25 protein-coding genes are annotated in these 26591 nt (G+C 68.6%); 13 read left to right on the top strand and 12 right to left on the bottom strand.

The window, feature by feature from the left end:
* Positions 1-177: 177 nt before the first annotated feature.
* On the bottom strand, positions 178-540 hold the full coding sequence (locus ACG04R_RS05290; protein ID WP_394406975.1) for an ArsC family reductase: 363 nt from the start codon (positions 538-540) through the stop codon (positions 178-180).
* 50 nt (positions 541-590) lie between these two features.
* Here ACG04R_RS05290 and ACG04R_RS05295 point away from each other — a divergent pair, with 50 nt between their 5' ends.
* The 4 genes from ACG04R_RS05295 to ACG04R_RS05310 are packed head-to-tail and all read left to right on the top strand — an operon-like array spanning position 591 to position 4772.
* Positions 591-2393: a methyl-accepting chemotaxis protein gene (locus tag ACG04R_RS05295; RefSeq protein ID WP_394406977.1), complete on the top strand. Its 1803-nt coding sequence runs from the start codon at positions 591-593 to the stop codon at positions 2391-2393.
* Complete coding sequence (locus ACG04R_RS05300; RefSeq protein ID WP_394406979.1) at positions 2393-3124, top strand: leucyl/phenylalanyl-tRNA--protein transferase; 732 nt, start codon at positions 2393-2395, stop codon at positions 3122-3124. The genes ACG04R_RS05295 and ACG04R_RS05300 overlap by 1 nt, the downstream gene beginning before the upstream one ends.
* Positions 3121-3858, top strand: coding sequence for an arginyltransferase (locus tag ACG04R_RS05305; protein WP_394406981.1), 738 nt, complete (start codon positions 3121-3123; stop codon positions 3856-3858). The genes ACG04R_RS05300 and ACG04R_RS05305 overlap by 4 nt, the downstream gene beginning before the upstream one ends.
* Positions 3855-4772 carry a hypothetical protein gene (locus ACG04R_RS05310; protein ID WP_394406982.1) on the top strand — a complete coding sequence of 306 codons (918 nt, stop codon included), beginning with the start codon at positions 3855-3857 and terminating at the stop codon, positions 4770-4772. Before ACG04R_RS05305 ends, ACG04R_RS05310 begins: the two co-directional genes overlap by 4 nt.
* 64 nt (positions 4773-4836) lie before the next feature.
* On the opposite strand, the gene ACG04R_RS05315 is transcribed toward ACG04R_RS05310, so the two are convergent.
* Together ACG04R_RS05315 and ACG04R_RS05320 are read right to left on the bottom strand one after the other, a co-directional pair.
* Complete coding sequence (locus ACG04R_RS05315) at positions 4837-6099, bottom strand: pyridoxal-dependent decarboxylase, exosortase A system-associated (RefSeq protein ID WP_394406984.1); 1263 nt, start codon at positions 6097-6099, stop codon at positions 4837-4839.
* Entirely contained in the window at positions 6096-7685 is a 1590-nt protein-coding gene (locus ACG04R_RS05320) for an acyl-CoA ligase (AMP-forming), exosortase A system-associated (RefSeq protein ID WP_394406985.1), read from the bottom strand. Before ACG04R_RS05320 ends, ACG04R_RS05315 begins: the two co-directional genes overlap by 4 nt.
* A gap of 121 nt (positions 7686-7806) precedes the next feature.
* On the opposite strand from ACG04R_RS05320, the gene ACG04R_RS05325 reads away from it, so the two are divergent.
* The 9 genes from ACG04R_RS05325 to ACG04R_RS05365 all read left to right on the top strand — a co-directional run bounded on the left by ACG04R_RS05325 (position 7807) and on the right by ACG04R_RS05365 (position 15711).
* The gene (locus tag ACG04R_RS05325) at positions 7807-8064 is read left to right on the top strand and encodes an acyl carrier protein (protein WP_394406987.1); all 258 of its coding nucleotides are present in this window, start codon (positions 7807-7809) and stop codon (positions 8062-8064) included.
* Positions 8061-8873, top strand: coding sequence for a hydrolase 2, exosortase A system-associated (locus ACG04R_RS05330; RefSeq protein ID WP_394406989.1), 813 nt, complete (start codon positions 8061-8063; stop codon positions 8871-8873). The genes ACG04R_RS05325 and ACG04R_RS05330 overlap by 4 nt, the downstream gene beginning before the upstream one ends.
* A complete protein-coding gene (locus tag ACG04R_RS05335) occupies positions 8870-9796 on the top strand; it encodes a hydrolase 1, exosortase A system-associated (protein ID WP_394406992.1) in 927 nt (308 codons plus the stop codon). Before ACG04R_RS05330 ends, ACG04R_RS05335 begins: the two co-directional genes overlap by 4 nt.
* 2 nt (positions 9797-9798) lie before the next feature.
* Complete coding sequence (locus tag ACG04R_RS05340) at positions 9799-10467, top strand: tetratricopeptide repeat protein (protein ID WP_394406994.1); 669 nt, start codon at positions 9799-9801, stop codon at positions 10465-10467.
* Between the two features lie 3 nt (positions 10468-10470).
* The gene (locus tag ACG04R_RS05345; RefSeq protein ID WP_394406996.1) at positions 10471-11412 is read left to right on the top strand and encodes a glycosyltransferase family 2 protein; all 942 of its coding nucleotides are present in this window, start codon (positions 10471-10473) and stop codon (positions 11410-11412) included.
* On the top strand, positions 11409-12512 hold the full coding sequence (locus tag ACG04R_RS05350; RefSeq protein WP_394406998.1) for a glycosyltransferase: 1104 nt from the start codon (positions 11409-11411) through the stop codon (positions 12510-12512). Before ACG04R_RS05345 ends, ACG04R_RS05350 begins: the two co-directional genes overlap by 4 nt.
* Complete coding sequence (locus ACG04R_RS05355; RefSeq protein ID WP_394407000.1) at positions 12509-12664, top strand: hypothetical protein; 156 nt, start codon at positions 12509-12511, stop codon at positions 12662-12664. The genes ACG04R_RS05350 and ACG04R_RS05355 overlap by 4 nt, the downstream gene beginning before the upstream one ends.
* Positions 12665-12913: 249 nt before the next feature.
* On the top strand, positions 12914-14023 hold the full coding sequence (locus ACG04R_RS05360) for a GNAT family N-acetyltransferase (protein WP_394407002.1): 1110 nt from the start codon (positions 12914-12916) through the stop codon (positions 14021-14023).
* A 14-nt stretch (positions 14024-14037) separates the two neighbouring features.
* Entirely contained in the window at positions 14038-15711 is a 1674-nt protein-coding gene (locus ACG04R_RS05365; protein WP_394407004.1) for an asparagine synthetase B family protein, read from the top strand.
* Here ACG04R_RS05365 and ACG04R_RS05370 read toward each other — a convergent pair.
* Genes ACG04R_RS05370 through ACG04R_RS05410 form a run of 9 tightly spaced genes read right to left on the bottom strand, consistent with a single transcriptional unit; the run spans position 15696 to position 26590 of the window.
* A complete protein-coding gene (locus ACG04R_RS05370; protein ID WP_394407006.1) occupies positions 15696-17594 on the bottom strand; it encodes an acyltransferase family protein in 1899 nt (632 codons plus the stop codon). The two genes, ACG04R_RS05365 and ACG04R_RS05370, sit on opposite strands and share 16 nt — an antisense overlap.
* Positions 17595-17603: 9 nt before the next feature.
* Positions 17604-18701, bottom strand: a complete 1098-nt coding sequence (locus tag ACG04R_RS05375; protein WP_394407008.1) for a DegT/DnrJ/EryC1/StrS family aminotransferase — start codon at positions 18699-18701, stop codon at positions 17604-17606.
* The gene (locus tag ACG04R_RS05380) at positions 18702-19289 is read right to left on the bottom strand and encodes an acyltransferase (RefSeq protein ID WP_394407010.1); all 588 of its coding nucleotides are present in this window, start codon (positions 19287-19289) and stop codon (positions 18702-18704) included. It lies immediately after the preceding gene.
* A complete protein-coding gene (locus ACG04R_RS05385; RefSeq protein WP_394407012.1) occupies positions 19289-20359 on the bottom strand; it encodes a Gfo/Idh/MocA family protein in 1071 nt (356 codons plus the stop codon). The genes ACG04R_RS05380 and ACG04R_RS05385 overlap by 1 nt, the downstream gene beginning before the upstream one ends.
* Positions 20360-20364: 5 nt before the next feature.
* Complete coding sequence (locus ACG04R_RS05390; RefSeq protein WP_394407014.1) at positions 20365-21858, bottom strand: lipopolysaccharide biosynthesis protein; 1494 nt, start codon at positions 21856-21858, stop codon at positions 20365-20367.
* Positions 21855-23129 (bottom strand): glycosyltransferase, encoded by a 1275-nt coding sequence (locus tag ACG04R_RS05395; RefSeq protein WP_394407016.1) that lies wholly within the window; start codon positions 23127-23129, stop codon positions 21855-21857. Before ACG04R_RS05395 ends, ACG04R_RS05390 begins: the two co-directional genes overlap by 4 nt.
* The gene (locus tag ACG04R_RS05400; RefSeq protein WP_394407018.1) at positions 23129-24088 is read right to left on the bottom strand and encodes a polysaccharide deacetylase family protein; all 960 of its coding nucleotides are present in this window, start codon (positions 24086-24088) and stop codon (positions 23129-23131) included. The genes ACG04R_RS05395 and ACG04R_RS05400 overlap by 1 nt, the downstream gene beginning before the upstream one ends.
* Entirely contained in the window at positions 24085-25401 is a 1317-nt protein-coding gene (locus ACG04R_RS05405; protein ID WP_394407020.1) for a putative O-glycosylation ligase, exosortase A system-associated, read from the bottom strand. The genes ACG04R_RS05400 and ACG04R_RS05405 overlap by 4 nt, the downstream gene beginning before the upstream one ends.
* Positions 25394-26590 (bottom strand): glycosyltransferase family 4 protein, encoded by a 1197-nt coding sequence (locus ACG04R_RS05410; RefSeq protein WP_419964740.1) that lies wholly within the window; start codon positions 26588-26590, stop codon positions 25394-25396. Before ACG04R_RS05410 ends, ACG04R_RS05405 begins: the two co-directional genes overlap by 8 nt.
* Between the last annotated feature and the right edge of the window lies 1 nt (position 26591).

Genomic DNA, 26591 nt, shown 5'->3' on the forward strand with positions numbered 1-26591 from the left:
AAGAGCGCATCCGCGCCCTGCTTGATTGATGACTCCAACGCTGTCTCCGGTCAGTGGCTTTCGGCCTTGGATAACGCACCAAGGCGAAACCAAACCGCACCGAAACAGCAAGTTCAATGCCCAGTTTCAATGCATAGACGCCCCAGGGTGGTGTGCGCCGACGCCGGCCGGGCGGCTCTAATTTGGTGCGCAAGATGCACCGTCTTCGAACGTCTGCGCACTGAATCCGAGCGTCCAGCGCCCATCCGCCCAGCGCACGACCGGCCGCTTGATGAGGCTGGGCTCGGCCAGCATGAGCGCGGTGGCGCTGGCGTCGTCGACAACGCCGGCCCGGGTCGCGTCGTCCAGCTTGCGCCACGTCGTGCCGGCGCGGTTGACGAGCTTGTCGCGGCCGAAGGCGGCCAGCCAGGCCGGCAGCAGCTCGGCCGGCACGCCCTGCTTCTTGAAATCATGGAACGCGACCTCCAGGCCTCGGTCGGCCAGCCAGGCCCGGGCCTTCTTGACGGTGTCGCAGTTGGGTATGCCATAGATCGTGATCATGGGTGGCAAAGCTACCATGTCCCGGTGACGTCCACGCCACGGGGGAAGCGATGCTGAAGACGATCAAGAGCCGGCTGCTGGCGGCCTGCCTGGGCCTGATGGTGGTGTCGGTGCTGCTGGCCACGCTGACCAGCTACCGTGCCGCCCGCAACACCATCCTGCACGACCTGGCGACCCAACTCAGCGAGAACGGCCAGGCGCAGGCGGACCGCATCGCCTCTTGGGCCAACGGGCAGAAGCACGTGGTGCAGGCCATGGCGCCCGCCCTCGCAGCCGCCGACCCGACCCCGGCGCTGCAGCAGGGCCTCACGTCGGGCGCACTGGACCTGGCCTACGTCGGCAGTGCCGACAAGCGCATGGTCTCCGTGCCCGACCGCAAGCGCGCCGCGGACTACGACCCCACCTCCCGCACTTGGTACAAGCTGGCCGCCACCAGCCAGGAGCCGGTGCTGACAGCGCCCTACATCGCGGCCTCGTCCAAGAAGCTGGTCGTGACGTTCGCCTACGCCGTGCGCGAAGGCGGCGAGATCAAGGGCGTGGCCGGCTCCGACGTGACGCTCGATGAAGTCGTCGCCACCGTCAACCAGCTCAAGCCCACGCCGTCGGGCTTCGCCTTCCTGGCGGACAAGGAGGGCAAGATCATTGCCCACCCCAACACGGCGCTGACGCTGAAGCCGATGTCTGATCTGGTGACCGACCTGACGCCGGCGCGCCTGACGGGTGCGGGCGCCGAGGAGCTGGTGGACGTCACCATCGGCGAGCACCGCTTCTTCCTGCGCGCGGCCCCGGTGGCCGGCACCGACTGGCTGCTGGTCACCGCTGCCGAGCGCGGCGAGGCGCTGGCCTCGCTGACCACGCTGCTGCGCGACGCCGGCATCGCGCTGGTGCTGCTGATCATCGGCGCGACGCTTTTCGCGACCTGGCTGGTCAATTCACTGCTGCACCGCCTGGTCGTCGTGAAGGACGCGATGCTGCAGATCGGCAGCGCCGGCGGCGGCGACCTGACCCAACGCCTCAACGACGCGGGCGAGGACGAGCTCAGCGCCATCGCGCGGGCCTTCAACCAGTTCGTGTCGCAGATCGAGTCGGTCATGCGCGGCGTGGCCGCCAGCGCCGAATCCATCGCCGTGGCGTCGCGCGAGATCGCCGCCGGCGCACAGGACCTCAGCGGCCGCACCGAGAGCGCGGCCGCCAGCCTGGAGGAGACCGCGTCGTCGATGCAGCACATCACCGAGACCGTGCACCGCAGCGCCGACCAGGCCAGCCAGGCCGACGGCCACGCCCGCGATACCGCGGCGGTCGCCGAGCGGGGCGGCGCGGTGGCCCAGCAGGTCGCGGCCACGATGCAGCAGATCAGCGCCAGCTCCACCCGCATTAACGACATCATCGGCACCATCGACGGCATCGCCTTCCAGACCAACATCCTGGCACTGAACGCCGCCGTCGAGGCGGCACGCGCCGGCGAGCAGGGCCGCGGCTTTGCCGTCGTGGCCGGCGAGGTGCGCGCGCTGGCCCAGCGCAGCGCGGAGGCGGCCAAGGAGATCAAGGGGCTGATCGGCAGCAGCGTGGAGCGGGTCGCCGATGGCAGCCGGCTTGTGGACCAGAGCGCGCAGACCATGCATGAAATCCTGCGCAGCGTGCAGAGCGTGACAGCCATCGTCACCGAGATCAGCGCCGGCGCGGCCGAGCAGAGCCGCGGCATCGGCGAGGTCAACACGGCCGTCGTTCAGCTGGACCAGATGACGCAGCAGAACGCCGCCCTCGTCGAGCAGTCCGCCGCCGCCGCGGAGAGCCTGAAGGAACAGGCCGCCCAGCTGTCGCAGATCGTCGCCACCTTCCGCATCAGCCGCTGATGATCGACTGGCTGGACGAAGCAAGCCTCGACTTCCCGCCCAGTCACCTGGCGCTGGGCCCGGGCACCGACGCGCCGGGCCTGCTGGCCGCCGGCGGCACGTTGACACCGCAGCGTCTGGAGGCCGCCTACCGCCGCGGCGTCTTCCCCTGGTACGGCCCCGGCCAGCCGCCACTGTGGTGGGCGCCCGACCCACGCATGGTGCTGAAGACGGCAGACTTCAAACTGTCGCGCTCGCTGCGCAAGACGGTGCAGCGTTTCGCCGCCACGCCCGGTTGCGAGATCCGCGTCGACTTCAACCGCGCCGCCGTGCTGCACGCCTGCGCCAGCGCGCCGCGCGAGGGCCAGAGCGGCACCTGGATCGTGCCCGAGCTGCAGGCCGCCTACCTGGCCTGGCCGGCCATGCACAGCGTCGAGACCTGGATGGACGGTGAACTCGTCGGCGGGCTGTATGGCGTCAACCTCGGGCGCATGTTCTACGGCGAATCCATGTTCATGCGCCGCACCGACGCGTCCAAGATCGCGCTGTGCGCCCTCATCTGCCTGTGCCGCGAGTTCGGCATCCCGTGGATCGACTGCCAGCAGAACACCCGCCACCTGGCATCGCTGGGCGCCGCGGAAGTGCCGCGAAACGTGTTCGAAACCCACCTGGCCACGCATGTCGGTGAAGCCTCGCCCGGGCCGTGGACCTATCATCCGGCCTACTGGCACCGGCTCCTGACCTCGACGTGACCCACCCCAAAGAACTGCCGCTCGCGCAAATCCAGTTCTACGCCACGGCCGCCTACCCGTGCAGCTACGTGGCCGGCCGGCAGGCGCGCTCGCAGGTCGCCACACCCAGCCACCTGATCCACGCCGACGCCTACTCCAACCTCGTCGCCGCGGGCTTTCGCCGCAGCGGGCTGTTCACCTACCGCCCCTACTGCGACCAGTGCCGCGCCTGCATCGCGCTGCGCGTGCCGGTGGCGCGCTTCGAGCCCAATCGCAGCCAGAAGCGGGCATGGAAGGCCCACCTTGGCCTGCAGGCCAAGGTCATGCGCCTGGGCTACTCGCCGGAGCACTACGCCCTCTACCTGCGCTACCAGGCCGGCCGGCACAGCGGTGGCGGCATGGACCACGACAGCGTCGACCAGTACACGCAGTTCCTGCTGCAAAGCCGCATCAACTCGCGGCTCGTCGAGTTCCGGGAGACGCTGCCCGACGGCAGCACGCCGCTGCGCATGGTGTCCATCCTCGACATCCTCAGCGACGGCCTGTCGGCGGTCTACACCTTCTACGACCCGGACATCGAGGCCAGCTACGGCACCTACGGCGTGCTGTGGCAGATCCAGCAGGCCAAGGAGCTGAAGCTCAGCCACGTCTACCTGGGCTACTGGATCGAGGAGAGCCCCAAGATGGCCTACAAGTCCGGCTTCCGGCCCTACCAGATCCTGCAGAACGGCGTCTGGGAAGACGCCGCTGTATGACGGCGAACGCCGTCCGACTGCTGATCTGTCTCGCAGCTGTCGTGGCGACCGGCGCCCTCAGCGCTGATGCGCGAGCACATGTCATGGCCTTCCAGCCGTTTCACTGGCAGGTTGGCAGCCTCGGCGGGTTGCCTCCGGCACCCTTGGCCCTGCTGGTGCCGGTCAAGCTGGGCGAGCGCGCCTGCGACATGCAGCTCGACACCGGCGCCAGTGCGGCGGTGATCTGGCATACGGCGCCAGAGCAGGATGAGCCCCGGAGGCCGCTGAAGCTGCGTCTGGGCGAGCTGGAGACCGAGCTTGAAGTCGGATCGGCGACACAGCGCTCGATTGACGAATGCGTCTCGGGCAGTCCAGTCGGTACCCTGGGCAATGCCTTTTTCGAGCGCGGCACGCTGACCCTGGACGTCGCGCACCAACGGCTGGCCTGGCAGGCCGGTTCCACCCTTGACAACCAGCCGCGGGCCCGGCGCTTCTTCTATGCCGCGCCTGCACTCCAGGAAGGATGGATCCAAGCCGGCGGGCACATCTTCATCGAGCTGGACGTCCAACAGGCCGGCAAAGGCTACGGAATGCTGGACACCGGCGCAGCATCCGCGGAGATCGGCGTGATGGACGCTCCATGGTGGGCACAGCTCACGGGGTCTGCCGCGATGCAGGGCCCCCACATCACCAACTTCACCATGCCCTCATGGGGCCGCTCACTTGCCTGCGCGTCCGCGCCGACGGTTGCGGCGGTCAGCATCGACGGCTTCGGCCCCCTGGTGCGGCGGGCCACCTACTGCCCCACACTGGGCTTCCAGCCAACCATCCGCGTGATCGGCCTGGTGGGCCTGGCTCCGTTCATGCACAGCGTCTTGACCATCGACTACCCCGGCCGACGCTGGATGGTCGAGGCGGCAGCGCCGTCGCCGTGAGATGAACCGACCGCCGGGTTTCGCGACGGTCACACCCGCCCTGCATCCGATGGCCCTGCCGAATTCAGACCAGCACTTCCACGCAGGCCGGATGGCCCAGGAAGCCCTCGGGGCTGGCGCTGCGGCCATAAGCACCGCTCTGGTAGACGACCGCGAGATCACCGATCTCGCCCTTGGCCATGTCCATGCGGTCGGCCAGCAAGTCCAGCGGCGTGCACAGCGGGCCGACGACGCTGGCGGCCTCCGTCGCCATCTCGCGACGACCTTGCGGCTCGACGGACGCCGGGTAGTTCTTGCGAAGCACCTGGCCGAAGTTGCCCGAGGCCGACAGGTGGTGATGCAGGCCTCCGTCCGCCACCAGGAAAACCTGGCCGCGCGAGACCTTGCGGTCGACGATGCGGCTCACGTAGACACCCGCCTCGCCGACGAAGTAGCGGCCCAGCTCGATGACCAGCTTGGCTGCCGGCAAATCGGTCTTGGCACGGGCCTGCAGCGCGGCGAGGTTGTCGGCGATGGGTGACAGGTCCAGCCGCGCCTCGCCCGGGAAGTAGGGAATGCCGAAGCCGCCGCCGAGGTTCAGGAACCTGACTGGCGCCGGTGCGGCCTCGGCCAGACGCAACGCGAGCTCGTAGCTCTTCTGCTGCGCCTCGCAGATCGCCTCGGCCTTGAGGTTCTGCGAGCCGGCGAATAGGTGGAAGCCCTCGAAGGCCACACCATCACCGCTCAGCCGGCCGACCTCCGCCAGCACCTCGGGCAGCGCCTCGGCGTCGATGCCGAACTGCTTGGGACCGCCGCTCATGCGCATGCCCGAGCCCTTCAGCTCGAAGTCGGGGTTCACGCGCAAGGCAACGCGCGCCGGCAGGCCCAGGCGCTGCGATGCCCGCGCCAGCGGTGCCAGTTCACGCACCGACTCCACGTTGACCAGCACGCCCGCCGCAACCGCCTGTCCCAGCTCGATGTCGCGCTTGCCGGGGCCGGCGAAGCTGATCTCGTGCGGGTCGGCGCCGGCGTTCAGCGCCACCTGCAGCTCGCCAGCCGACGCCACGTCGATGCCGTCCACCAGCCCAGCCATCAGTTGCACCAGCGCCGGCATCGGGTTGGCCTTCATCGCGTAGTGCAACTCGATGCCCTTGGGCAGCGCGGCGCGCAACTCGGCGACACGAGCCTTCAACAGCCCGCGGTCGTAGGCATAGAACGGCGTCTGGCCGACGCGCTCCGCGAGCACCGACAGCCGCTGGCCGCCGACGAGCAGTTCGCCGTTGGCGTCACGCGGGAAGAGGACGGGGGCGTGCTCCAGCGCGCGCTTCGGGATCACGGGTTCAGTCATGCGGCGTTTCGTTCGAGCCAGTCGGTCGACAGCGTCTTGCGGTCGATCTTGCCGTTGGGGTTGCGCGGCAGCGGGCCGGTCCGTGCATCGATGCCGTGCGGCACCATGTAGGCCGGCATGCGCGCCTTGCAGGCGGCGGTCAGCGCGGCCAGATCCAGTTCGGCGGCGCCTTCCGGCGGCGTGGCAATGACCTGGATGCTCTGGCCCAGCGTGTCGTGATAGACGCCGAAGGCCACGCACTCGCCGACCAGGCCGGTCGCGTACAACACCTCTTCGACCTCGGTCGGGCTGACGCGGTAGCCCGAGGTCTTCATCATCTCGTCACGGCGGCCGACGAAGTACAGGAAGCCTTCGGCATCGCGCTTCACCGTGTCGCCCGAGAACACGGCGAACTCGGGCAGTTGCAGGCCACCTTCACGCCCGCCGACGCCGACCGGCAGCGGCTTGTAGCGCTCAGCCGTCTTCTCGGCGTCGTTCCAGTAGCCAAGGCCCACCAGCGCGCCACGGTGCACCAGTTCGCCCGGCTCGTCCGGCGCGCATTCCGTGCCGTCCTCGCGCAGCACGAGGATCTCGGCGTTGGGGATGGCCTTACCGATGGAGTCCGGCCGGCGGTCGACCTCGCTGGGCGGCAGGTAGGTCGAGCGAAAGGCCTCGGTCAGCCCGTACATCAGGAAGGGCTGGGCCGACGGCGCCTTGGCGCGCAGCAGATCCAGCGTCGCCCTCGGCATGCGGCCGCCGGTGTTGGCGAAGTAGCGCAGGTTGGCGTCGATGGCGGCAGGCCACTCCAGCTGCGTCAGCTGGATGTACAGCGGCGGCACAGCGGTCAGGCCCGTGACCTTCTCGCGCTCCATCGCCTTCAGCACGTCGCGAGGCAGCAGGTAGTTCAGCAGCACGACACGCGCGCCGCTGTGGAAGCCTGTCGTCAGCTGGCTGAAGCCGGCGTCGAAGGACAGCGGCAGCGCGGCCAGCAGCGTGTCGCTGGCGCGGTTCTCCAGGTAGCTGGCCACGCTCTTGCCACCGGCCACCATGTTGCGGTGCGACAGCACGACCCCCTTGGGCCGGCCCGTGGAGCCGGACGTGTAGAGGATGGCCGTCATGTCCGTGTCGATGACGCGGTGTCCGGCAGCGGCAGGCACCGCCAGCAACTGGGCCCAGTCATGCACGGGCACCGGCGCCGAACCGGCACCGCTGGTCAGCACGACGTGGCGCAGCGAGGGGCATTGCGTCAGCACATCACCCAGCTGCGCCAGCCGCTCGGGCGACGTGACCAGCACGCGCACATCGCAGTCGCGCAGGATGAAGCCGACCTGCTCGGGCTTGAGCAGCGGGTTCAGCGGCACGAACACGCCGCCGGCGGCCGGCGCGCCGAAGCTGGCGACGACGGTCTCGAAGCGCTTTTCGAGGTAGATCGCGACCCGTTCTCCACGGGCCAGTCCCAGCTGCATCAGGCCGCCGGCAAAGCCGCGCACGGCGGCATCCAGCTCGCCGTAGCTCAGCGTCGCCGCGCCATAGGTCAGGGCCGGGGCGTCGGGCGTGCGCTCGGCGGCAACGGCCACCAACTCGTGAAGCAACGTGGATTCGGGCATGGACGAGGGTCGGATCAGAGTGAAAAAAGTATCTCACGCGCCCCCGAGGCCGAGGGGTGCCCTCCCCGGAGGCGAGGGGGCGCGCCGCTAAACTGCGCGGCTTGATTTTTGGACGCTAGAGATGGACAACGCCCAAGTCCTCGGCCATGTGCAGAGGCTTCTCGACGACGTGCTGAGCCTGAACGGCCGCGCCCAGACCTTCACCCGCGACACCGCCCTACTCGGCGCCCTGCCCGAGCTGGACTCGATGGCGGTGGTCAGCCTGATCACCGCGATGGAGGAGCAGCTGGGCCTGGTCGTCGACGATGACGACATCGACGGCGACACCTTCGCCACGGTCGGCTCGCTGGCGGACTTCGTCGCCGCCCGGCTGGGTTGATCCCGCACGCCGACGTCTTCTTCCTGCCCGCCGGCAACGGCGAGCAGCGGCTGTGCCTTTTCCATTCACCAGCCGGGACACCTCGCAGCAAGGTGCTGTACCTGCACCCGTTTGCCGAGGAGATGAACAAATCGCGCCGCATGGCCGCCCTGGCCTGCCGCGCGCTGGCCGAGGCCGGCCACGCCGTGCTGCAGATCGACCTGCGCGGCTGCGGGGACTCCTCAGCCGACTTCGGCGATGCCAGCTGGGCAGACTGGCAGGCCGACGTGCGTCTCGCGCTGGCCGAGCTGGACCGGCGTGTTCCCGATTCGGATGCTGCGCCGCTGTGGCTGTGGAGTCTGCGCGCCGGCGCGCTGCTGGCCGCGGCTGACTGGGGCCGGCCAGTGAACCACCTCGTCTGGCAGCCGATGACCAACGGCAAGCTGGCACTGCAGCAGTTCCTGCGCCTGAAGTTGGCTGCAGAGATGGCCAGCGGCGCCAGCAAGGGCCTGATGGACCAGTTGAAGACCGAACTGGCGGCCGGCAGGCCGGTCGAGATTGCCGGCTACCGGCTGGGCTCCGCACTGGCCTCTGGCCTGGAATCAGCCAAGTTCGCGCCCACCGGCGCGCCAGGCCGCGTCGAATGGCTGGAACTCAGTACCCGCGACGACGCGACGCTGACGCCGGTCAGCGAGCAGGCCATCAAGAGCTGGCAAGACGCGGGCTGGACGGTCCGTCCGCAGATCGTGCAGGGCCCGGGTTTCTGGGCGACCAGCGAGATCGAACTCGCACCGGCACTGATCGCCCGCACCGTGGAGGCGCTGTCATGACGCAGCCCCCACGCTCACCAGGCTCGCTGCCCCCCGAGGGGGCGGCCAGCGGCTTCGGGCGGCCGGGCACCGCTGGCAACGAGTCGGTGCTGCGCTTCGCCTGCGAAGGTGAGCCACTGGTCGGCATCCTGGCCGAGCCCGAAGGCATGCCGGCCGAAGTGGGCGTGCTCATCATCGTCGGCGGCCCGCAATACCGCGCCGGCAGCCACCGCCAGTTCACGCTGCTGGCCCGCCACCTGGCCGCCAACGGTTTCGTGGCGCTGCGCTTCGACTACCGCAGCATGGGCGACAGCCCCGGCGAGACGCGTGACTTCCTGGCCGTCGATGCCGACATCGCCGCCGCCATCGACGCCCTGCTGGCCGCGCGCCCGGCGCTCAAGCGCGTGGTGCTGTGGGGCCTGTGCGACGCCGCCTCGGCCGCCCTGCTCTACCTCGACTCGACCCGTGATGCACGCGTCGCCGGCGTCGCGCTGCTCAACCCCTGGGTCCGCTCCGCCGCGACGCTGGCCCAGACCCACGTCAAGCACTACTACTGGCGCCGGCTGCGCCAGCCCGAGTTCTGGCTCAAGCTGCTGAAGGGCGGCATCGGCGGGACCGCGCTGCGCACGCTGGCGAGCAACCTGCGCCTGGCCCGTGGCGCCGGCAGGAAGGCGTCTGACAGCCGCAGCTTCCAGGACCGCATGGCCGCGGGGCTGCGCGGCTTCGACGGGCCGGCCCTACTGATCCTCAGCGGCGATGACTACACTGCGCGGGAGTTCGGCCTGCACGTCGAAGCCTCGCCTGCGTGGGCGGGCTTGCTGGGCACGCCCCGACTGCAGAGGGAAGCTCTGGTGCAGGCCGACCACACCTTTTCTGACCCACACCAGGCGGCCACCGTCGAGGCGATCACGCTGAGCTGGCTGGACAAGATCCGAGTGAGATGAAGATGAAAGTCATCCTGCCCTATCTGATGGTTTCGGTGTTCGCAGCCCATGCCCTGCCCGCCGCGGCGGACGCGAACACCGAGAGGGAATGCGGCTCGCTGGAGTGGAACTACGGGCCGTATGACTACCGGACCATGACGCCTCATCAGCGCAAGCTGGTCGAGGCTGCCCACTTCACGCCCAGCACGGAGAACCTGACCGAGTCGGCCACCGGCAATTTCGGCGCGGACATCAAGTACACGCTGAGCGTCTTTCCGAACCATCCGCGGGCGCTGCTGGCCATGGAACGCCTCGTCGCGAAGGAAAAAAGCGACCCGCCGTCCGGCGCGAAGTACACGATGGAGTGCTTCTACGAGCGGGCGCTGCGCTACAAGCCCGACGACCCGGTGCCGCGCATGCTCTACGTGAGCTATCTGATCCGGAACAACCGGCTGGAAGACGCGCACCGTCACCTCGAGTACGTCGTCGAGAAAACGGAAGAGAGCCCGCTGACCCAGTTCAACGCCGGGATGCTCTATTTCGACATGAAGGACTACGACCGGGCGTTGATCCAGGCGCACCGTGCCATCGCCCTGGGCTCGGATCGCCGCGAACTGCGTGATCGGCTGGCGTCGGTCGGCCGCTGGGTGGAGCCGCCGCCGGCCGCGCCCGCCTCGGCCGCTTCGCAATAACGCATGACCGCCCTGCCACGAGTCAGCGTCGTCATCCCCTGCTTCAACGCGGAGCGCTACATCGCATCGACATTGCGGGCCGTGCAGGCCCAGTCCGGCGCCCAGTTGGAAATCATCGTCGTCGACGATGGCTCGACGGACAGCTCGGCAGCGCTGATCGAGCGGGACTTTCCCGAGGTTCGCCTGTTGCGGCGCGCCAATGCCGGCGTTGCCGCGGCGCGCAATGCCGGCATTGCTGCGGCGACGGCCGAATGGGTTGCCTTCTGCGATGCCGACGACATCTGGCTGCAGGGCAAACTTGCCGCGCAGTTCGCCGCCATGGACAAAGCACCCGGCTGCCGCATGAGCTACACGGCGTGGGAAGTCTGGTTCAGCGACGCTGCAGAGCCGGAATCAGCGCTGCTGCAGCGGCTGGCCACGGAAGACTCGGGCCCGAAATGGTCCGGCGCAACCGGTTGGCTCTATCCCGAACTGCTGCTGGACTGCGTCGTCTGGACCTCCACCGTGCTGATGCAGCGCAGCCTGCTGAACGAGATCGGCGACTTCGACACCAGCTTGCGCATCGGCGAGGACTATGACCTGTGGCTGCGTGCCTCGCGCGTCACCCGCATCGAACGCGTCGCCCGGCCACTGGCGCTCTATCGGCAACACCCCGCCAGCATCACCCGCAGTGCGCCACGCGACAACTATAGGGGCCGTGTCGTGCAGCGTGCCCTGGATACCTGGGGCCTCGTCGGTCCGGATGGACGCGTCGCCGATGTCGCCGCCGTGCGTGCCGAACTGGCCAGCAGCTGGAGTCAGTTCGCCTACGTTCAGTTGCAAGCCGGTCAGCGGCATGCCGCGCGCAGCAGCGTGCGGGAAGCCTTGCGCGTGCAACCGGGGCACTGGCCAGGCTGGAAGCTGCTGCTGCGCTCATGCCTGCCGGGGATGGGACGCAACGCATGAAGATCGGCCTCGTTGCCCGCTGCCTGAACACGGCCCATGTGCGCGGCATGGGCAAGTACGTCATGGAACTGCTGCGCCAGAGCGGCGACGACATCAGTTGGCATCTCTTCGCCGACGACCCGCGCCACCCGCTGCTGCACCCTGAAGGCCCCCGCTTCACGCCGGACATCTTCGAGTTCCGCGGGGACCGCTTGCAACTTTGGGAACAGCTCGGGCTGCCGATGCGCGCTCGACGCATGCCGCTGACGCTGTTGCATTGCACCGAGGGGGCGTTGCCGCTCTGGCAGCCGCTGCCCACCGTGGTCACGCTGCATGACACGCTGGCGTTCGAAGAGCGCCCGGACACCGCCGGACAACGTCTCTACTGGGACCACGTCATTCCGGCGGCACTGAAGCGCGCGGCTCACGTCATCACCATCAGCGAGTGTTCGCGGCGCGACATCCTTGCGCGCTGGCCCGAGCTGGAACCTCGCCTCACCGTCATCCATCACGGCATCGAGACCGCGTACTTCGCGCCGCCCAACGCCCCCATTCCGGCGACGCTGCAACAGGCGCTCGGTGGTGCCCGGTATGCCGTCTACGTCGGTGGGCCGATGAAGCGCAAGCGCTTCGACTGGGCCGTTCAGACGTTGGCGGCGCAGCCCGACCCATCGCTCAAGCTCGTCGCGTGCGGCTTCGGCGCCAACGCACGCGAGACGGCCCGCCAGGCCTTGCCCCGGGAGTTGCAGGGCCGCGTGCTGTTTGCCGAGTTCCTGTCCGATGCCGAGCTCCTGGCCCTGTATCGGGACGCGGTGGCGGTGCTGTATCCGACGCTCTACGAGGGCTTCGGCTTCCCGGCCGTGGAGGCCCAGGCCGCCGGCACGCCCGTGATCTTCAGCCCGCTGGGCAGCCTGACCGAGCTGGTCGGCCCGTTGACGACGCTGGTGCTGGAGAATGACCTGACCGCCTGGGCGGCCGCTTTGCATGAGGCCGCAACACTGGCCCCAGCAGCCCGCGCTGACAAGGCGGCACGTGCAGGCGCCTGGGCCCAGGGTTTCCGCTGGGAAGAGAGCTACCGGCGCCATCTGGAGGTCTATCGCCGCGTGGCAGCAGGCCGATGACACGGCCCGACTTCTTCGGCGCCGCCTCGCCCCTCAACCGTGGTTTGCGGCTCCACATGGCGGACATGCCGGCCGGCCTGCGATCGCTGGGTGTGATGGCCTCAAACGCGATCACGATTGCCCACGCAGGCGTTTCGGCGCGCATTTCCTGAAGAGTTCCGACGCGCCATGAGCCCCTCCTTGCACCGGCAGCTGCACACCCTCACCCGGGCGCGGGGCGGCGTTGTGGAGTTCCACACGAACGCCGAGCCCGACCTGCTGGCCTGGTCACATCGCCACATTGGATCAACCATGTCAGCATGTAAAAGCACACCGGCCTGCCAGCGATTGACGACCTGCACAGGCGTGGTACTCGCGGCTGGCGACGACACGACAAAGGACAACCGCTGGATGCCTAGGCCATGATCAACCGCAGTGGAGCCAGCGTCGACAGCTACGCGCACGTGCGCGAACTGCCGGCCGATGCATTGGCCTTGATGGGCGAGGCCGAGCAGCGCCATATCGAGTTCGGTCCCGATTGGCATGCCAACCTCGTCGACAACGTCTATGCCCTTGAGCCACAGGGACACGAGGTTCGTTTCCACGTCTTGCGCCGTGACGGCCGCGTGCTCGCGGTGTTGCCCACCGTCGCACAGGCCGGGGCGCTGGGTCGGGAGGTCAGCGCGCTGTCCAACTTCTACACCGCCATCTACGCGCCGGCGCTGGCAGCCGGCCTCGAAGCGGACGACCTGCTGCCGCTGACCCGCGTGCTGCGGCGCGCGGGGCGCGGTGCGGCGGCCTATCGTTTCTCGCCGATGGACCCTGCCTCGCGCGATTTCACGCTGCTCAAACATTCGCTCGGCCTGGCGGGTCTGAGCGTGCACAGCTACTTCGCCTTCGGCAACTGGTACGAGCCGGTCCGCCAGAACTGGGCCGACTACCTCAAGGATCGCAGCGGCCAGGTGCGCAGTACCATCAAGCGCAATGCCAAGAAGTTCGCCGCCGAGGGCGGGCGACTGGAGATCGTGCGAGGCGGCGATGCGCTGGAGTCCGCGCTCATGGCCTACCAGACGGTCTACGGCCAGAGCTGGAAGGTCCCGGAGCCCTTCCCCGACTTCGTGCCCAACCTGATCCGCCTGTGCGCGCGTCGAGGCTGGCTGCGCCTGGGGCTTGCCTGGCTGGGTGACAAGCCGGTGGCCGCCCAGATCTGGATCGTCGCCAACGGGCGCGCCGACATCTACAAGCTTGCCTACGATGAAGCCCACAAGGCCCATGCGCCGGGCACCCTGCTGACGGCCCTGCTGATGGAACATGCCATCGATGTCGACCAGGTGCGCGAGATCGACTACCTCATCGGCGACGATGCGTACAAGGCCGCATGGATGAGCCAGCGCCGCGAACGTTTCGGCCTCGTCGCCTACGACCCGCTGACACTGCGCGGCCTGGCCGGCCTCGCTCGCCAGGCGATGGGTGAGACCTGGCGCCGACTGCGCGCCCGACCCAAGCCACCCATGGACAATCCGGCCGCCTGAATCCCAAGACCAAGATGCAAGCCCAAGCCCTGCCGCCCGACATGCCCTTCGCCTCCGGCACCCCACGCTTCACCTCCCCGACCGCTGACGCGCTCGCGGCCTGGCAGCAGGCTTATGCCACGCGCGGCACCGCCTGCGCCGCGGACGTGGGCGGCGAGTTCGCCGTCGCGCTGGACCTGCCGGGCGGCGGCACCTACCTGGCCGTGGACCGCTTCGCCGTGCACAGCCTGTGCTACGCCGTGCGCGATGGCCGGCTGCACTTTGCGACCCGTGCCGACGTGCTGGCCCGCCAGCTCGGCATCCAGGAGCTGGACACCCAGGCGCTGTTCGACTACCTGTTCCATCACTGCATCCCGTCGCCGCGCACGATCTACGTCGGCATCCTGCGCCTGCCGGCGGCGCACTACGCGCTGTTCGAGAACGGCCGCCTGACCGTGGCGCCGTACTGGACACCACACTTCACCGAGCAGGCCAGCCCCAGCTTCGACGCACTGCGCGACGAGTTCCGCGGCATCCTGCGCAGCGCCGTGCAGGACCGCCTGACCGGCGACGGCAAGACCGCCTGCTTCCTGTCCGGCGGCACCGACAGCTCCACCGTCTGCGGCCTGCTGCGCGAGACCACTGGCCAGGCGCCAGCGGGCTACTCCATCGGCTTCGAGGCCGAAGGCTACGACGAGATGGAATACGCCCGCATCGCCGCCAAGGCCTACGGCGCGGACCACCACGAGTACTACGTGACGCCGGCCGACCTTGTCGCGGCCATCCCCGACGTCGCCGCCCATTACGACCAGCCCTTCGGCAACTCCTCGGCCGTGCCGGCCTTCTACTGCGCCCGCAAGGCACACGACGACGGCTACACCCGCCTGCTGGCGGGCGACGGCGGCGACGAGCTCTTCGGCGGCAACGTGCGCTACGCCAAGGAGCGCGTCTTCCACGTCTACAGCCAGATCCCGTCGCCGCTGCGCGCCGGCGTGCTGAACCCGCTGTTCATGAACCCGGTGACGGGCAACATCCCGCTGCTGAAGAAGGGCACCAGCTACATCCGCCAGGCCCGCGTGCCGATGCCGGACCGCATGCAGAGCTACAACCTGCTGGACCGCCTGGGCCTGGCCGAAGTGTTCACGCCTGCCTTCCTGTCGGCCGTCGACACCAACTCACCGCGCGAGCATCAGCGCGCCACCTGGGCCGCCGGCCCGCACGACGCCAGCCTCGTCAACCAGATGCTGGCCTTCGACTGGCGCTACACGCTGGCCGAGAACGATCTGCCCAAGGTCGTCGGCACGACGGGCCTCGCGGGCATGGACGTGAGCTTCCCGCTGCTGGACACGCGGCTGCTGGACTTCTCGCTGAAGCTGCCCACCAGCTACAAGCTCAAGGGCCTGAAGCTGCGCTGGTTCTTCAAGGAGGCGCTGCGAGGCTTCCTGCCGGATGAGATCCTGACGAAGAAGAAGCACGGCTTCGGCCTGCCCTTCGGCCCCTGGGCGGTGAAGGACGCCGCGCTGAACGCGCTCGCTGCCGAGTCCCTGCGCGGCGTCGTCGCCCGCGGCCTCGTGCGCGCTGAGTTCGTCGACAGCCTGCTGAACCAGCGCCTGAAGGAACACGCCGGCTACTACGGCGAGATGGTGTGGATTCTGATGATGCTGGAGCAGTGGCTGCGCAAGCACGCGCCGAACTACCGGCTGGCCTGAAGCTGGGACAGCACCCGCGCCGCAACGAGCGCGGCGCCGCGCATGCTGAGGTGGTTGTCGTCGAAGTACAGGCTGTGCTCGCCGTCACGCACGGCGCAGCGTCCACCGCTGCATAGCACATCGCCCACCGGCACGCGCTGCGCCTGGCCGGCAGCCACCAGCCGCTCGACAAGGGCCAGCGACGCCGCCTGCCGCTCGGCGTACTGCGCGGCCGTCTGGCCCTGCTCGTCCAGCGGCTGGCCACGGCGCTCGCGCAGCGCCAGCGCGGCCGGGATCGGGTAGCGGTAGGTCGGCACCGGGTCGAGCAGCAGGACCTGCTTGCCGGCCGCGCGCAGCTGGCGCACGGTCTCGGCCAGGCCCGCTTCGAAGGCGCCCGCGTCGCCGCTGTTCAGATAGAACTCGTAGCGCGCCGCGAGCAGCACGCTGTCGACGTGCGGGTCGGCAACCAGCCGTTGCAGCAGCACCCGGTTGACGGCGTCGCAGCGCGGCCGACCGGGCGGCACGTAGCCCACGGCCGGCGGGCAGGTCGAGCCGGTCAGCTCGGCGACGCGGCGATCCCGCACCTGGTTGCCCAGCGCGCGGGCCATCTCGACACCATGGCTGTCGCCCCAGACCACCAGCGTCGCGGCCGCCGCCTCGGGGCCGAACAGGCAGCGCTCGTCGTAGCCGAGCCAGTGATTGCCGCTGGAATGGCAGCGCTTGCGGTCTGGGCTGAAATCGTCGGCGCCGGCGCGCAGCGCGGCGTCCGGGCCGGGCTGGGCAGCGCGGTGATCCGCCGCGGCTGCCAGCAGCCAAGCACCCACCAGGCTCAACGCGATCGTCACGGCGCCGCAGGCGAGCAGGACCGGCTGCGAGACGCGCGACTGACGCACCGGTGTCTCGATCCAGCGCAGCGATGCCCAGGCGAGCGCCACCGACAGCAGCACGGCAGCTGCGGCCTGCACGGGCGTCGGCTGGTCCAGCAGCAGGTGACGCGCCAGTACCAGCATGGGCCAGTGCCACAGGTAGAGCGAGAACGATTGGGCACCGATCCAGCGCAGCTGCGCTGCGGACAGCCAGCGCGTCGCCACGGCCTGGCGCGTGCTGCCGACCCAGATCAGCGCCGCGGTCGCCAGGCAGGGCCACAGCGCCGCGGGGCCGGGAAAGGCGCGGTCGGGACGCATCAGCACCAGCGCGGCCGCCAATGCTGCCAGCGCCCCCCACCCCACCCACGCATCCACCCAGGCCGGACGCTGCGGGGTCGCGGCGTCGCGGCCCATCCACCAGGCCAGGCCTGAGCCGACCATCAGCTCGAAGGTGCGGGCTGGCGCGGCGAAAAAGGCCAGCTCGGGGTCGTACGGCATCAGCCGCAGGCAATAGGCCAGCGACACGAGCCCGACGCCCAGCAACACGGCACCGATGCCGCGGCGCGCATAGCGCCACAACAGCGCCAGCAGCGGCGGGAACAGGATGTAGTACTGCTCCTCGACCGCCAGCGACCAGGTGTGCAGCAGCGGCTTCAGCTCGGCCGCGCCTTCGAAATAGCCCGTCGTGCGGTAAAGCTCGACGTTGGAGACGAACAGGCCCGTCGCGCCGAGCAGGCGCGCGAACTCGTGCAGCGAGGCCGGCTCCAGCAGCAGCCAGCAGGCCGGCGCGACGAGCGCCAGCATCATGAACAGCGCCGGGAAGATGCGCCGGATGCGCGCCGCGTAGAAGGACGCGACGGTGTACTTGCCGGCCGCCAGGCGCTGCTGCAGCAGCGTCGTGATCAGGTAGCCGGAGATGACGAAGAAGATGTCGACGCCGATGAAGCCGCCAGGCATGGCGGCCGGCCAGGCGTGGAACACCACGACCGGCACGATGGCCAGGGCCCGCAGCCCTTCGATGTCCGGCCGGAATTTCACGCGCAGGCGTCAGGCGAGTGCCTGGGCCAGCGCGCGGACGACCTCGTCCTGCTGCTCGTCGGTCAGATCAGGGCTCATCGGCAGGCTCATGACGCGCTGGGCCGCGCGGACGCTGTGCGGGCAGTCCTCGGGCTTGCCGTACTTGGCATAGGCCGGCTGGTGATGCAGCGGGCGCGGGTAGTGCACGGCCGTCGGCACGCCGGCATCCTTGAGGCGGGCCTGCACGGCCTCGCGGTCGTCGACGAAGACGGTGTATTGCGCCCAGACGCAGTCACGGTCCTCGCGCACGGCCAGCAGTTGCAGGCCCGGGATGGCCGCCTGCAGCTTTTGCTTGTAGGCCTCGCCCAGCGCCAGCCGGCGACGCACTTCCCACTCGAAGCGGTCCAGCTTGCCCAGCACGACGGCGCACTGCAGCGTGTCCATGCGGCCACCGACACCGATGCGCGTGTGCAGGTAGCGCTGGCTCTGGCCGTGCGTACGGATCTCGCGGCAGGCCTGTGCGAACTGGTCGTCGCTCGTGAAGATGGCGCCGCCGTCGCCATAGCAGCCCAGCGGTTTGCTTGGGAAGAAGCTGGTGCAGCCGAAGGTGGACAGGTTGCAGCTCTTCTTGCCGTTGTAGCTGGCGCCGAAGCTCTGTGCGGCGTCCTCGATGACGGCGAGCCCATGCCGGGCGGCGATGGCATTGATCGCGTCCATGTCGGCGACCTGGCCGTAGAGGCTGACCGGCATGATGGCCTTGGTCCTGGCCGTGATAGCTGCCTCGATCAGCGTCGGGTCGATGTTGGCCGTGTCGGGCTGGATGTCGACGAACACCGGCACGCCACCGGCCAGCACGATCATCTCGGCCGTCGCGGCGAAGGTGAAGGGGCTGGTGATGACCTCGTCGCCAGGTTTCAGGTCCAGCGCCATCAGGCAGATCAGCAGCGCCTCGGTGCCGCTGGCGACGCTGATGCAGTGCTTGGCGCCGCTGTAGGCCACAAGCGCTGCTTCCATCTCCTTGACCTCGGGGCCGAGGATGTACTGGCCGTGGTCCAGCACCTTCTGGATGCGGGCATTGATGTTGTCGCGCAGGGCCGCGTACTGGCTCTTGAGGTCGATGAAGTCCATTCAGCTCTCGATCAGTTGGAGTTGCTGGCCGCTGAGGCGGTAGCGGTCGCTGGTGTTCGGGCAGGCCACGTCGATGGGCTGGTCGCTGCTCAGCGGCAGTTCCAGCCGCTCGCCGAAGCGGCTCATCCAGCCGATCTGCTTCGCCGGCACGCCGACCATCAGCGCGAAGTCGGGTACGTCACGATTGATGACGGCGCCGGCGCCGATGAAGGCGAAGCGGCCGACGGTCGTGCCGCAGACTATTGTGCTGTTGGCGCCCAGCGTGGCGCCCTGCTTCACCAGCGTGCGGCGGTACTCGTCCTTGCGCGTGACGGCGGAGCGTGGGTTGTAGACGTTGGTGAACACCATGCTCGGGCCGCAGAACACGTCGTCCTCCAGCGTCACGGCGTCGTAGACGGAGACGTTGTTCTGGATCTTGACGTTATTGCCGATGGCGACGTCGTTGCCGACGAAGACGTTCTGGCCGAACGAGCAGCGCTCGCCGATGCGGGCACCCGCGCTGATGTGCACGAAATGCCAGACGCGGCAGCCGTCACCGAGCTGGGCGCCGTCGTCGACGATCGCGGAGGGGTGGATCGTCGTGGCCATCAGTAGTGAAGCGGCAGGTTGATGCGCTTGCCGTCGCGGGCGCTCATGTACATCGCGATCAGCAGCTCCAGCGACTTCAGGCCTTCCCGGCCATCCGTCTCGGGGTGCGCCTCGCCGCGCAGCGTGTTGATGACGTTGTCGTAGTACAGCGGGTGGCCGAAGCCGTAGACAGACGTGGTCTGGTAGCTGGCGTCGGCAATCTGCGCGTCCATCTCGTGAGGCGCATCGAACTGCCAGTGCTGGATCTCGTTGACGGCGACGCCGCCGACACGCACCGAGCCCTTCTCGCCCAGGAGGGTGATCGAGCCCTCGAGGTTCTTCGGGTAGGTCAGCATGCTGACGTTGACGGTGCCCATCGCGCCGTTGCGCCACTTCAGCGCGGCCACGCCGCTGTCCTCGACCTCGATGTTGCGCGCCAGCGTGCCGGTGTAGGCCATCACGCTCTCGACCGGGCCGCAGACCCAGTCCAGCAGGTCGATGTAGTGGCTGGCCTGGTTCATGAACGCGCCGCCGTCGAACTCCCAGGTGCCGCGCCATTCGGCGCTGTCGTAGTAGGCCTGCGGGCGCGTCCAGAACACGTTGACGGCGATGTTGTAGAGCCGCCCGAAGCGGCCTTCCGACACGGCACGCTTGAGCAGCTGCAGCGTGGAGTTGCGGCGGTTCTGCTTGACGACGAACAGACGCACGCCGGCGTCGTCGCAGGCCTTGACCATGGCCAGGCCATCCTGCCAGCGCGTGGCCATGGGCTTCTCGGTCATCACGTCGATGCCGGCCTGCGCCACCTCGATGGCTTGGCGCGGATGCAGGCCGCTGGGCGTGGTCAGCACGACGCAATCGATGCCCAGCTCGGCCCGGGCGGCCAGCAGCTCAGTCAGCGACCCGAAACCACGCGCGCCGGTCTTGGCGACGGCGGCGCTCAGCGCCACCGGGTCCACATCGGCCACGGCCACCAGCTCCGCCCGCTCGGCGTGCGTCTTGATGGCCTCGAAATGGTTCTGCGCGATGCGGCCGCAGCCGATCAGCGCAAAGCGGACCCGGCGGCCCGTGACGGGGATGTGGGATGGACGCATACGGTTCATTCGGTTTTGTCGATCTGGAGCGGATTGTCAGGCCGGCGGCGGCGCCAGAACCCCGTCAGCCTCGCAAACGCGGGGTCTGCCGCCAACGGATGACGGCACCACGACAGGGCCAGCAGCCATGAAACGATGCAGCTGACGATGGCCAGGCCGAAGCCAGACCAGGCCATCGGGGCGTCCGGCTGGTGCCGCAGCAGCACACGCAACAGTGCCGGCACGGCCAAAGCCAGGGCCGACACGGCGAAGCTGCGCGCCAGGTTGCGCCGCAGCGCCCCCCAATCGTTGGGCAGGAACCTGGACTTGACGGCGTAGATCAGGGGCAGTTGCAACACCAGCGTCAGGCCGAACGCGGCAGCGCAGGCCCAGGGCTGGCGCCAGGTGGCAGCGGCCACGACGATAAGGATGGCGCGCAGGGGCTGGAAGACCAGTTCCATGCGCGTCAGCAGGTCCATGCGCCCCATCGCGACGGTCAGGTTGCCCATCAGATTGCCGACCGCCGCGAAGGCGCCGCCAATGCAGAACAGCGGCACCAGCGGCGCGGCCGCGTCCCACTGCGGACCGAAGAGCAGGCGCAGCGTCTCCAGCGCGTACAGGGACACGAACCCGTAGAAGGGCCAGGCGACGACGCAGACGAAGTTGACGCTGGCCACATACAGCGGCTCCATCGGCTGCTGCTCACGGACGGCCTTGGCATAGGCCGGGTAGGCGACGTTGCGCACGGCGCCCATCAGGTCGCGGTAGAAGAGGAACATCAGCCCCTGGGCACGGCTCAGCAACGCGACCGGTTCGAAGCCCATCAGCTTGCCCACGGCCAGGTCGTTGATGTCCATGGCCACCGTCGTGACGATGCCGACCGCCGAGCTCTGCGCGCCAAAGCTGAACAGGCTGCGCCAGTGCGACAGGCTGGGCCGCAGCAGGCGCCGCTCGCCCTGGGCCAGCCAGGCGACGAAGCCCGTCGTCGCACTGACGACGAGGGTGCCGGCCACCAGGCCCAGCGGCCCGAAGCCGGCCCAGGAGAGGCCCACGCTGGTGACCGCGCCGGCCACCGTCGCAACGAGGTTCACGCCGGCGACAGCCTTGAAGGCCATGCGCCGGCGCAGCAGCGTCAGCGAGATCGTCGAGAACGGCAGCAGCAGGAAGTTCAGCGAGGCCAGCCAGACCAGGTTGCGCATGCGCGGCTCGCGGTAGAAGTCCGCCACCCAGGGCGCGGCAGCGGCCAGCAGCGCGGCCAGGCCGATACCGATGACCAGCGTGACGCCCAGTGCCGTGCGGACATGGTCGTCGGTGAGCTCCTTCTCCTGGATCAGATAGCTGGCAACGCCGAAGTCGCGCAGCACCTGGGCAATGCTCATGACGGCCAGCGTCACCGAGTAGACGCCGATCTCGGCCGGCGTCAGCAGGCGGGCGATCAGCAGATTGGCCGCCAGGTTGATGACGATCAGCGCATAGCGTTCCGCGAACGAGAACAGCAGCGCACTGCGCACGCCGCTCATCGCAACGGCTCCAGCACACGGCCTTCAACGGCCGCATCCAGCACCTGCGCCAGGCGCCGCGTCGTGGCCGCCCGGCTGTAGTGATCGATGCCACGGGGCGGCGCCACGCTGACTTCACCGCGCAACCAGCCGAGCAGCGTGCGGGCCAATCCGGCCACGTCACCGGGCTCGCAACGCATGCCGCCGCCCGTCTCGCGCAGTACGAGGTCCACCTCGCTACGCTCGGGAACGACAGCCAGCACGGGCCGACCGCAGCCCAGGTACTCGAACAACTTGCCCGGCAGCGAGGCCATGGCGTAGTAGCCGCTCGGCACCGGCAAATAGAGCAGATCGGCCTGCTTCATCAGCGCCAGCGCCTGGCCGTGCGGCACGGGGCCCAGTTCCGTCACGCAGTCTGTGACGCCAGCCTCAGCCGCATGACCGGGCTTGAAGCCAGCCGCCTGGACGCGCAGCCGCGCCAGTTCCGGCCGCCCCTGGGCCTTCAGCAAGGCGATGGCGGCGTACAGGTCCTGCAAGCCGTAGCCCGGCCGCCAGACACCCGTGTAGCTGATGCGCAGCAGCCCATCGCGAATGGGTGCCACGTCACCGGCAAAGTCCTTGGGCTCGAAGCCATTGGTGATCAGATGCAGGCCATCGCGACCGCAATCACGGGCAATGCTGTCGACCAGTGCCCGAGTCACGGTGACGATGGCCGCCGCATCTTTCGCAGCCAATCGCTCCAGGGCCGGGTTGTCGCGGGCCTGGTCGGCCGAGACGCTCTCCCAGGCCATGTCGCCGCTGGGCGTCCACTGGTCACGGTAGTCCAGCACGTAGGGCTTGCCAGTGCGGCGCGCCACCTCGCGGGCAATCAGAAAACCGGTCCAGGGCCAACCGGTCGCGTAGATCGCGTCGAAACCGACGCTGCCATGCAACGCCACGGCACGCTCGACGGCCGGCGCCAACCAGGCAGCAGCATCGTCGGGCACATTGGCCTTCGCGCGCAGGCGCCAGGCCAGTGCCTCGACCACTCGCTCGCCCAGTCGACCCGGCAGCCAACCCGCCCAGCGGCGAGCCCGCAAGCGACTCTGAAGCGGCACACGTTCGATACGCGTGCCTGGCCGGACCTCGGCCAACAGCTCGGCATCCAACGGCACCTGGGGCTCAGGCTCCAGCGTCAGCACCAGCGGCTCCCAGCCCAGGTCGGGCAAGTGATTGGCGAACGCAAGACTGCGCCGCGTGCCCGAATTGGCAATGGGCGGATACAGGTAGGCGATGAAGAGGACGCGGCGCATCAGTTGACGAGATTGCGGGCGAGGCGCAGACCGAACTTGAGCCGCCCCCGGTCCCAGGGCGTGAAGCGCGGGATCTGGAAGACGTCGTCACCGCGGCTGGCGGCGGCCCAGCGCGTCGAGACCGCGGCATCGAAGCCCAGTTCCCGCACGATGGCCGGATGCACCTCGGGCAGGTAGTCGGTCCCGGGCTTGCCGTTCGGGTAGGCAAACAGACCGACCTTCTCGCCAAGCAGCGCCTGCAGCACGTCGCGGCTGCGGCCGATCTCGTCGGCGGCCTGCCGAGGGTCGAGTGTGGCAAGGATGGGATGGCTGACCGTGTGGGCGCCGATCTGCATGCCGGCGCGACGCAGGCCGCGCACTTGCTCGCTGCTCATCATCAGGTCGTCGAGCGGGCGCACCTCGGCGCGCGCCGCGATCGCATCCACACAGGCCACGCGCGGCTCGGGCGGCAGGTATTTGACGCGTTCGATGAGCCGGCCCAGCGCGGCGCGACGGCCAGCGTCGTCACCCAGCACATGCTGGCCGAGGTCCTCGCCGCGCCCGTCCACCAGGCCGCGCAGGTCCAGCGTGGGCAGTTGGCTCAGCCGCACGGCTTCTATCAGCGTGTCGTTCCACATCCGCCCACCGTCGAGAAAGCCGGTGGCGACGAAGAAGCTGCACGGCAGGCCATGCTTGCGCAGCAGCGGCAGCGCGACGTCGTGGTTGTCGGCATAGCCGTCGTCGAAGCTCAATGCCGCTGCACGCGCAGGCAGGCTGCCGTCGTGCAGTTGCCGGATCGCAGCATCCAGCGGCAGCACGTTGAACCAGGACTTGACCCAACCCAGCAGTTCGTCGAAGCACGCCGCGTCGACCTCGTCGGGAAAGAGCGGATCGGGCTCGCGCAGCACGCGATGGAAGATCAACACGGTCAGGCGCGCGCGCGCGCCCTGCGGGGACAGCAGGCTGAACAGGGGTTTCATGGCAGCGGCACGTGTTTCTTCTTCTCGAAGCGCTTCTTCAGGAACTCCGGCCAGTAGATGATCGGCTCATCCTTCTCGCGCAGCCATTCCTTGCGCGCCAGCCAGCGCCGGCCCACGACGGCCAGCACCAGCAGGTTGTAAGGCAGGTCCCAGTAGCTCAAGGAGAGGAAAGCGCCGCCCACCGCATAACCGGCCAGGCTCACCTGCAGCATGCCGCCGAGGTCGGACAGCCACTGCGTCTCGGGCTTGCCACGCGCCTGCGTCCTCAACGCACCTGCCGAGAACCAGACCATCGTGAACAGCAGCAGGAACAGGAACAGGCCGACAAAGCCCTGCTCGCCCAGCACCATGAAGTAGATGCTGTGGGCCGCGTGAACGTCGGTGGGATCAGGGCCGTAGATGGCGAAGATGACGCCGGTCCAGATGTAGAAGCCACCGCCGAAGAAATTGGACTTGGCCAGATTCCATGCCATGCCCCAGGCGTTGATGCGGCCCAGCGCCGACTCATCCTGCTGGTAGCTCTTGATGGTGTTCATGCGTTCCCACCACTCGGCCGGCATCAGCGACAGCAGGGCCACGGCAACGACCACCATGACAATCGCACCGACGAACTTGTTCTTGCCGCGCCACCACAGCACCAGGGCCATGGCCCCGATCGCCAGCAGCGCACCGCGCGAATGGCTGCCGAGCGCCGCGAGCGCCATCAGCACCATGCAGATGGTCATCACCGCCTTGGCCCATCTGGCCTTCATCTGCATTTGCAGGAAGCGCATCAGCGGAATGACGATGACGATGGCCAGCGCGACCTCGTTGTTGCCGTCGATGTAGGTGTTCTCCGGCCCCCAGACCTTGTAGCTGCCGCCCGTCAGCAGCGTGAAGGCGCCGCCCTTGACGCCGAAGAAGCCGATGGAGAAGACCAGCACCCACGTCAGCAACATCATGTGCCGCTTGCTGTGCAGCAGCACCATGGTCACGAGGATCATCAGGTCGATCTTCATGACCCGCTTCCACAGGTCGAAGCTCTCGTCCCAGATCATCGAGAACGGCAGCGTGATGCACATCCACAGCATGAAGATCATCAGCGTGACGTTCTCGCGGTTCAGCGAGTAGTCGCGCCTGTCCTTGGATATGAACAAGCCGATCAGCGTCGCACCGCCTATGGCGGCAGCGAAGGGCATGGTCTTCAGCGCCCACGACAGCTGGTGCGGGTTCATGATGCTGAGCCAGGTCCAACCGAGGATGCCGATCCACGGCCTCATGAAGGCCTGAATGAAGATCCAGCCGAGGATCACGAGCAACACCAGGTCACGCATGGGCGGCCTTCTTCGCAATGCGGCCGAACAGCTCGAGCTGTCCCTGCGTCGTCGCCTGCCAGCTGAAACCTTCGGCGTAGCGGCGCGTCGCGGCGCGATCCACGCCGGTGGCGAGCAGTGCCTCGATGCCGGCCGCGAACGCGGCCCCCGTGCGCTCTCCCACGAGGCGGCCCGCCGCAGGCGACGCGACGACCTCCGGCGTACCCCAGATGTCGGTCGCCACGACCGGCGTGCCGCAGGCCATGGATTCCAACAGCACATTGGCCCAGCCCTCGCGGCTGGAGCACAGCAACAGCACGTCGGCGGCGCTGTACCACTTGAGCAGATCGGTGTTGGGCAGCGAGCCCGTCAGCCGCACCTTGTCGGCAACGCCCAGGCGCGCGGCCTGGGCCGTCAACGCCGCGCGCTCTTCGCCCTCGCCGATGATGACGAGGCGGGCGCCGGGCCGCGCCTTGGCCAGTTCAGCCAGCGCATCGATGGCAACGTGGTGGCCCTTGCGTTCAATCAGGTGCCCCACCGACAGCAGCAGCGGCTCGCCACCGACGCCCAGCTCGACCCGCATGTCGGCCGGTGGCAGTGGCCGGAAGCGCTCCAGGTCCACGCCGTTGCGCAGGGTGTGCAGCTTGGCCGGCTCATGGCCCCAGCCGCGCAGCACGTCCATCAACGCGGCGCAGACACCGATGGAGCCAGCGGCACGGTGGGCGGCCCACTCGATCATGCGCTTGGGCAACGGGTACTGCGGGATCAGGTTCAGGTCGGTGCCGCGGGCGGTGATGGTCAGCGGCTTGTCGAACCACTTGGCCAGCAAGGCCGCCGCGACACCGTCGGGGTAGTAGTAGTGCGCGTCGATGAGGTCAAAGTCGAAACCCTCGTCGATGAGTTGCTGCACCGCGGCTTTCGCGCCCAACGCCAGCGTCAGCGGCGCCGAGGTCATGCCCACCTTGGGCAGCAGCAGGTAGCGCGGATGCCGCACGTCGATGCCGTTGCGTTGCTCGCGGGCTGGCACGGCGGCGAACTTGGCGTACTCGCCCCAACGCGGGTTCTTGGATGGGAACCAGGGCACCGGCGCGATGACGCGTGACTCGACTAGGCCGCTCTTCAGCAGCTCGCGCAGCCGCGTCTCGACGAAGATGCCATGGCTGGGCTTGACGCTGCTGGGGAACAGCGTCGAGAAGGTCAGTACCTTCAGC

It is taken from the genome of Pelomonas candidula, assembly GCF_043555985.1.
Taxonomy (GTDB): domain Bacteria; phylum Pseudomonadota; class Gammaproteobacteria; order Burkholderiales; family Burkholderiaceae_C; genus Pelomonas; species Pelomonas candidula.

Coding starts and splice junctions, on each gene's coding strand:
- ACG04R_RS05295 (WP_394406977.1), top strand. CDS start 591: ATGCTGAAGACGATCAAGAGCCGGCTGCTGGCGGCCTGCCTGGGCCTG.
- ACG04R_RS05395 (WP_394407016.1), bottom strand. CDS start 23,129: ATGCGCCGCGTCCTCTTCATCGCCTACCTGTATCCGCCCATTGCCAAT.
- ACG04R_RS05325 (WP_394406987.1), top strand. CDS start 7,807: ATGGACAACGCCCAAGTCCTCGGCCATGTGCAGAGGCTTCTCGACGAC.
- ACG04R_RS05365 (WP_394407004.1), top strand. CDS start 14,038: ATGCAAGCCCAAGCCCTGCCGCCCGACATGCCCTTCGCCTCCGGCACC.
- ACG04R_RS05400 (WP_394407018.1), bottom strand. CDS start 24,088: ATGAAACCCCTGTTCAGCCTGCTGTCCCCGCAGGGCGCGCGCGCGCGC.
- ACG04R_RS05340 (WP_394406994.1), top strand. CDS start 9,799: ATGAAAGTCATCCTGCCCTATCTGATGGTTTCGGTGTTCGCAGCCCAT.
- ACG04R_RS05345 (WP_394406996.1), top strand. CDS start 10,471: ATGACCGCCCTGCCACGAGTCAGCGTCGTCATCCCCTGCTTCAACGCG.
- ACG04R_RS05310 (WP_394406982.1), top strand. CDS start 3,855: ATGACGGCGAACGCCGTCCGACTGCTGATCTGTCTCGCAGCTGTCGTG.
- ACG04R_RS05315 (WP_394406984.1), bottom strand. CDS start 6,099: ATGACTGAACCCGTGATCCCGAAGCGCGCGCTGGAGCACGCCCCCGTC.
- ACG04R_RS05405 (WP_394407020.1), bottom strand. CDS start 25,401: ATGCGTGACCTGGTGTTGCTCGTGATCCTCGGCTGGATCTTCATTCAG.
- ACG04R_RS05375 (WP_394407008.1), bottom strand. CDS start 18,701: ATGGACTTCATCGACCTCAAGAGCCAGTACGCGGCCCTGCGCGACAAC.
- ACG04R_RS05300 (WP_394406979.1), top strand. CDS start 2,393: ATGATCGACTGGCTGGACGAAGCAAGCCTCGACTTCCCGCCCAGTCAC.
- ACG04R_RS05360 (WP_394407002.1), top strand. CDS start 12,914: ATGATCAACCGCAGTGGAGCCAGCGTCGACAGCTACGCGCACGTGCGC.
- ACG04R_RS05320 (WP_394406985.1), bottom strand. CDS start 7,685: ATGCCCGAATCCACGTTGCTTCACGAGTTGGTGGCCGTTGCCGCCGAG.
- ACG04R_RS05380 (WP_394407010.1), bottom strand. CDS start 19,289: ATGGCCACGACGATCCACCCCTCCGCGATCGTCGACGACGGCGCCCAG.
- ACG04R_RS05350 (WP_394406998.1), top strand. CDS start 11,409: ATGAAGATCGGCCTCGTTGCCCGCTGCCTGAACACGGCCCATGTGCGC.
- ACG04R_RS05355 (WP_394407000.1), top strand. CDS start 12,509: ATGACACGGCCCGACTTCTTCGGCGCCGCCTCGCCCCTCAACCGTGGT.
- ACG04R_RS05390 (WP_394407014.1), bottom strand. CDS start 21,858: ATGAGCGGCGTGCGCAGTGCGCTGCTGTTCTCGTTCGCGGAACGCTAT.
- ACG04R_RS05290 (WP_394406975.1), bottom strand. CDS start 540: ATGATCACGATCTATGGCATACCCAACTGCGACACCGTCAAGAAGGCC.
- ACG04R_RS05335 (WP_394406992.1), top strand. CDS start 8,870: ATGACGCAGCCCCCACGCTCACCAGGCTCGCTGCCCCCCGAGGGGGCG.
- ACG04R_RS05385 (WP_394407012.1), bottom strand. CDS start 20,359: ATGCGTCCATCCCACATCCCCGTCACGGGCCGCCGGGTCCGCTTTGCG.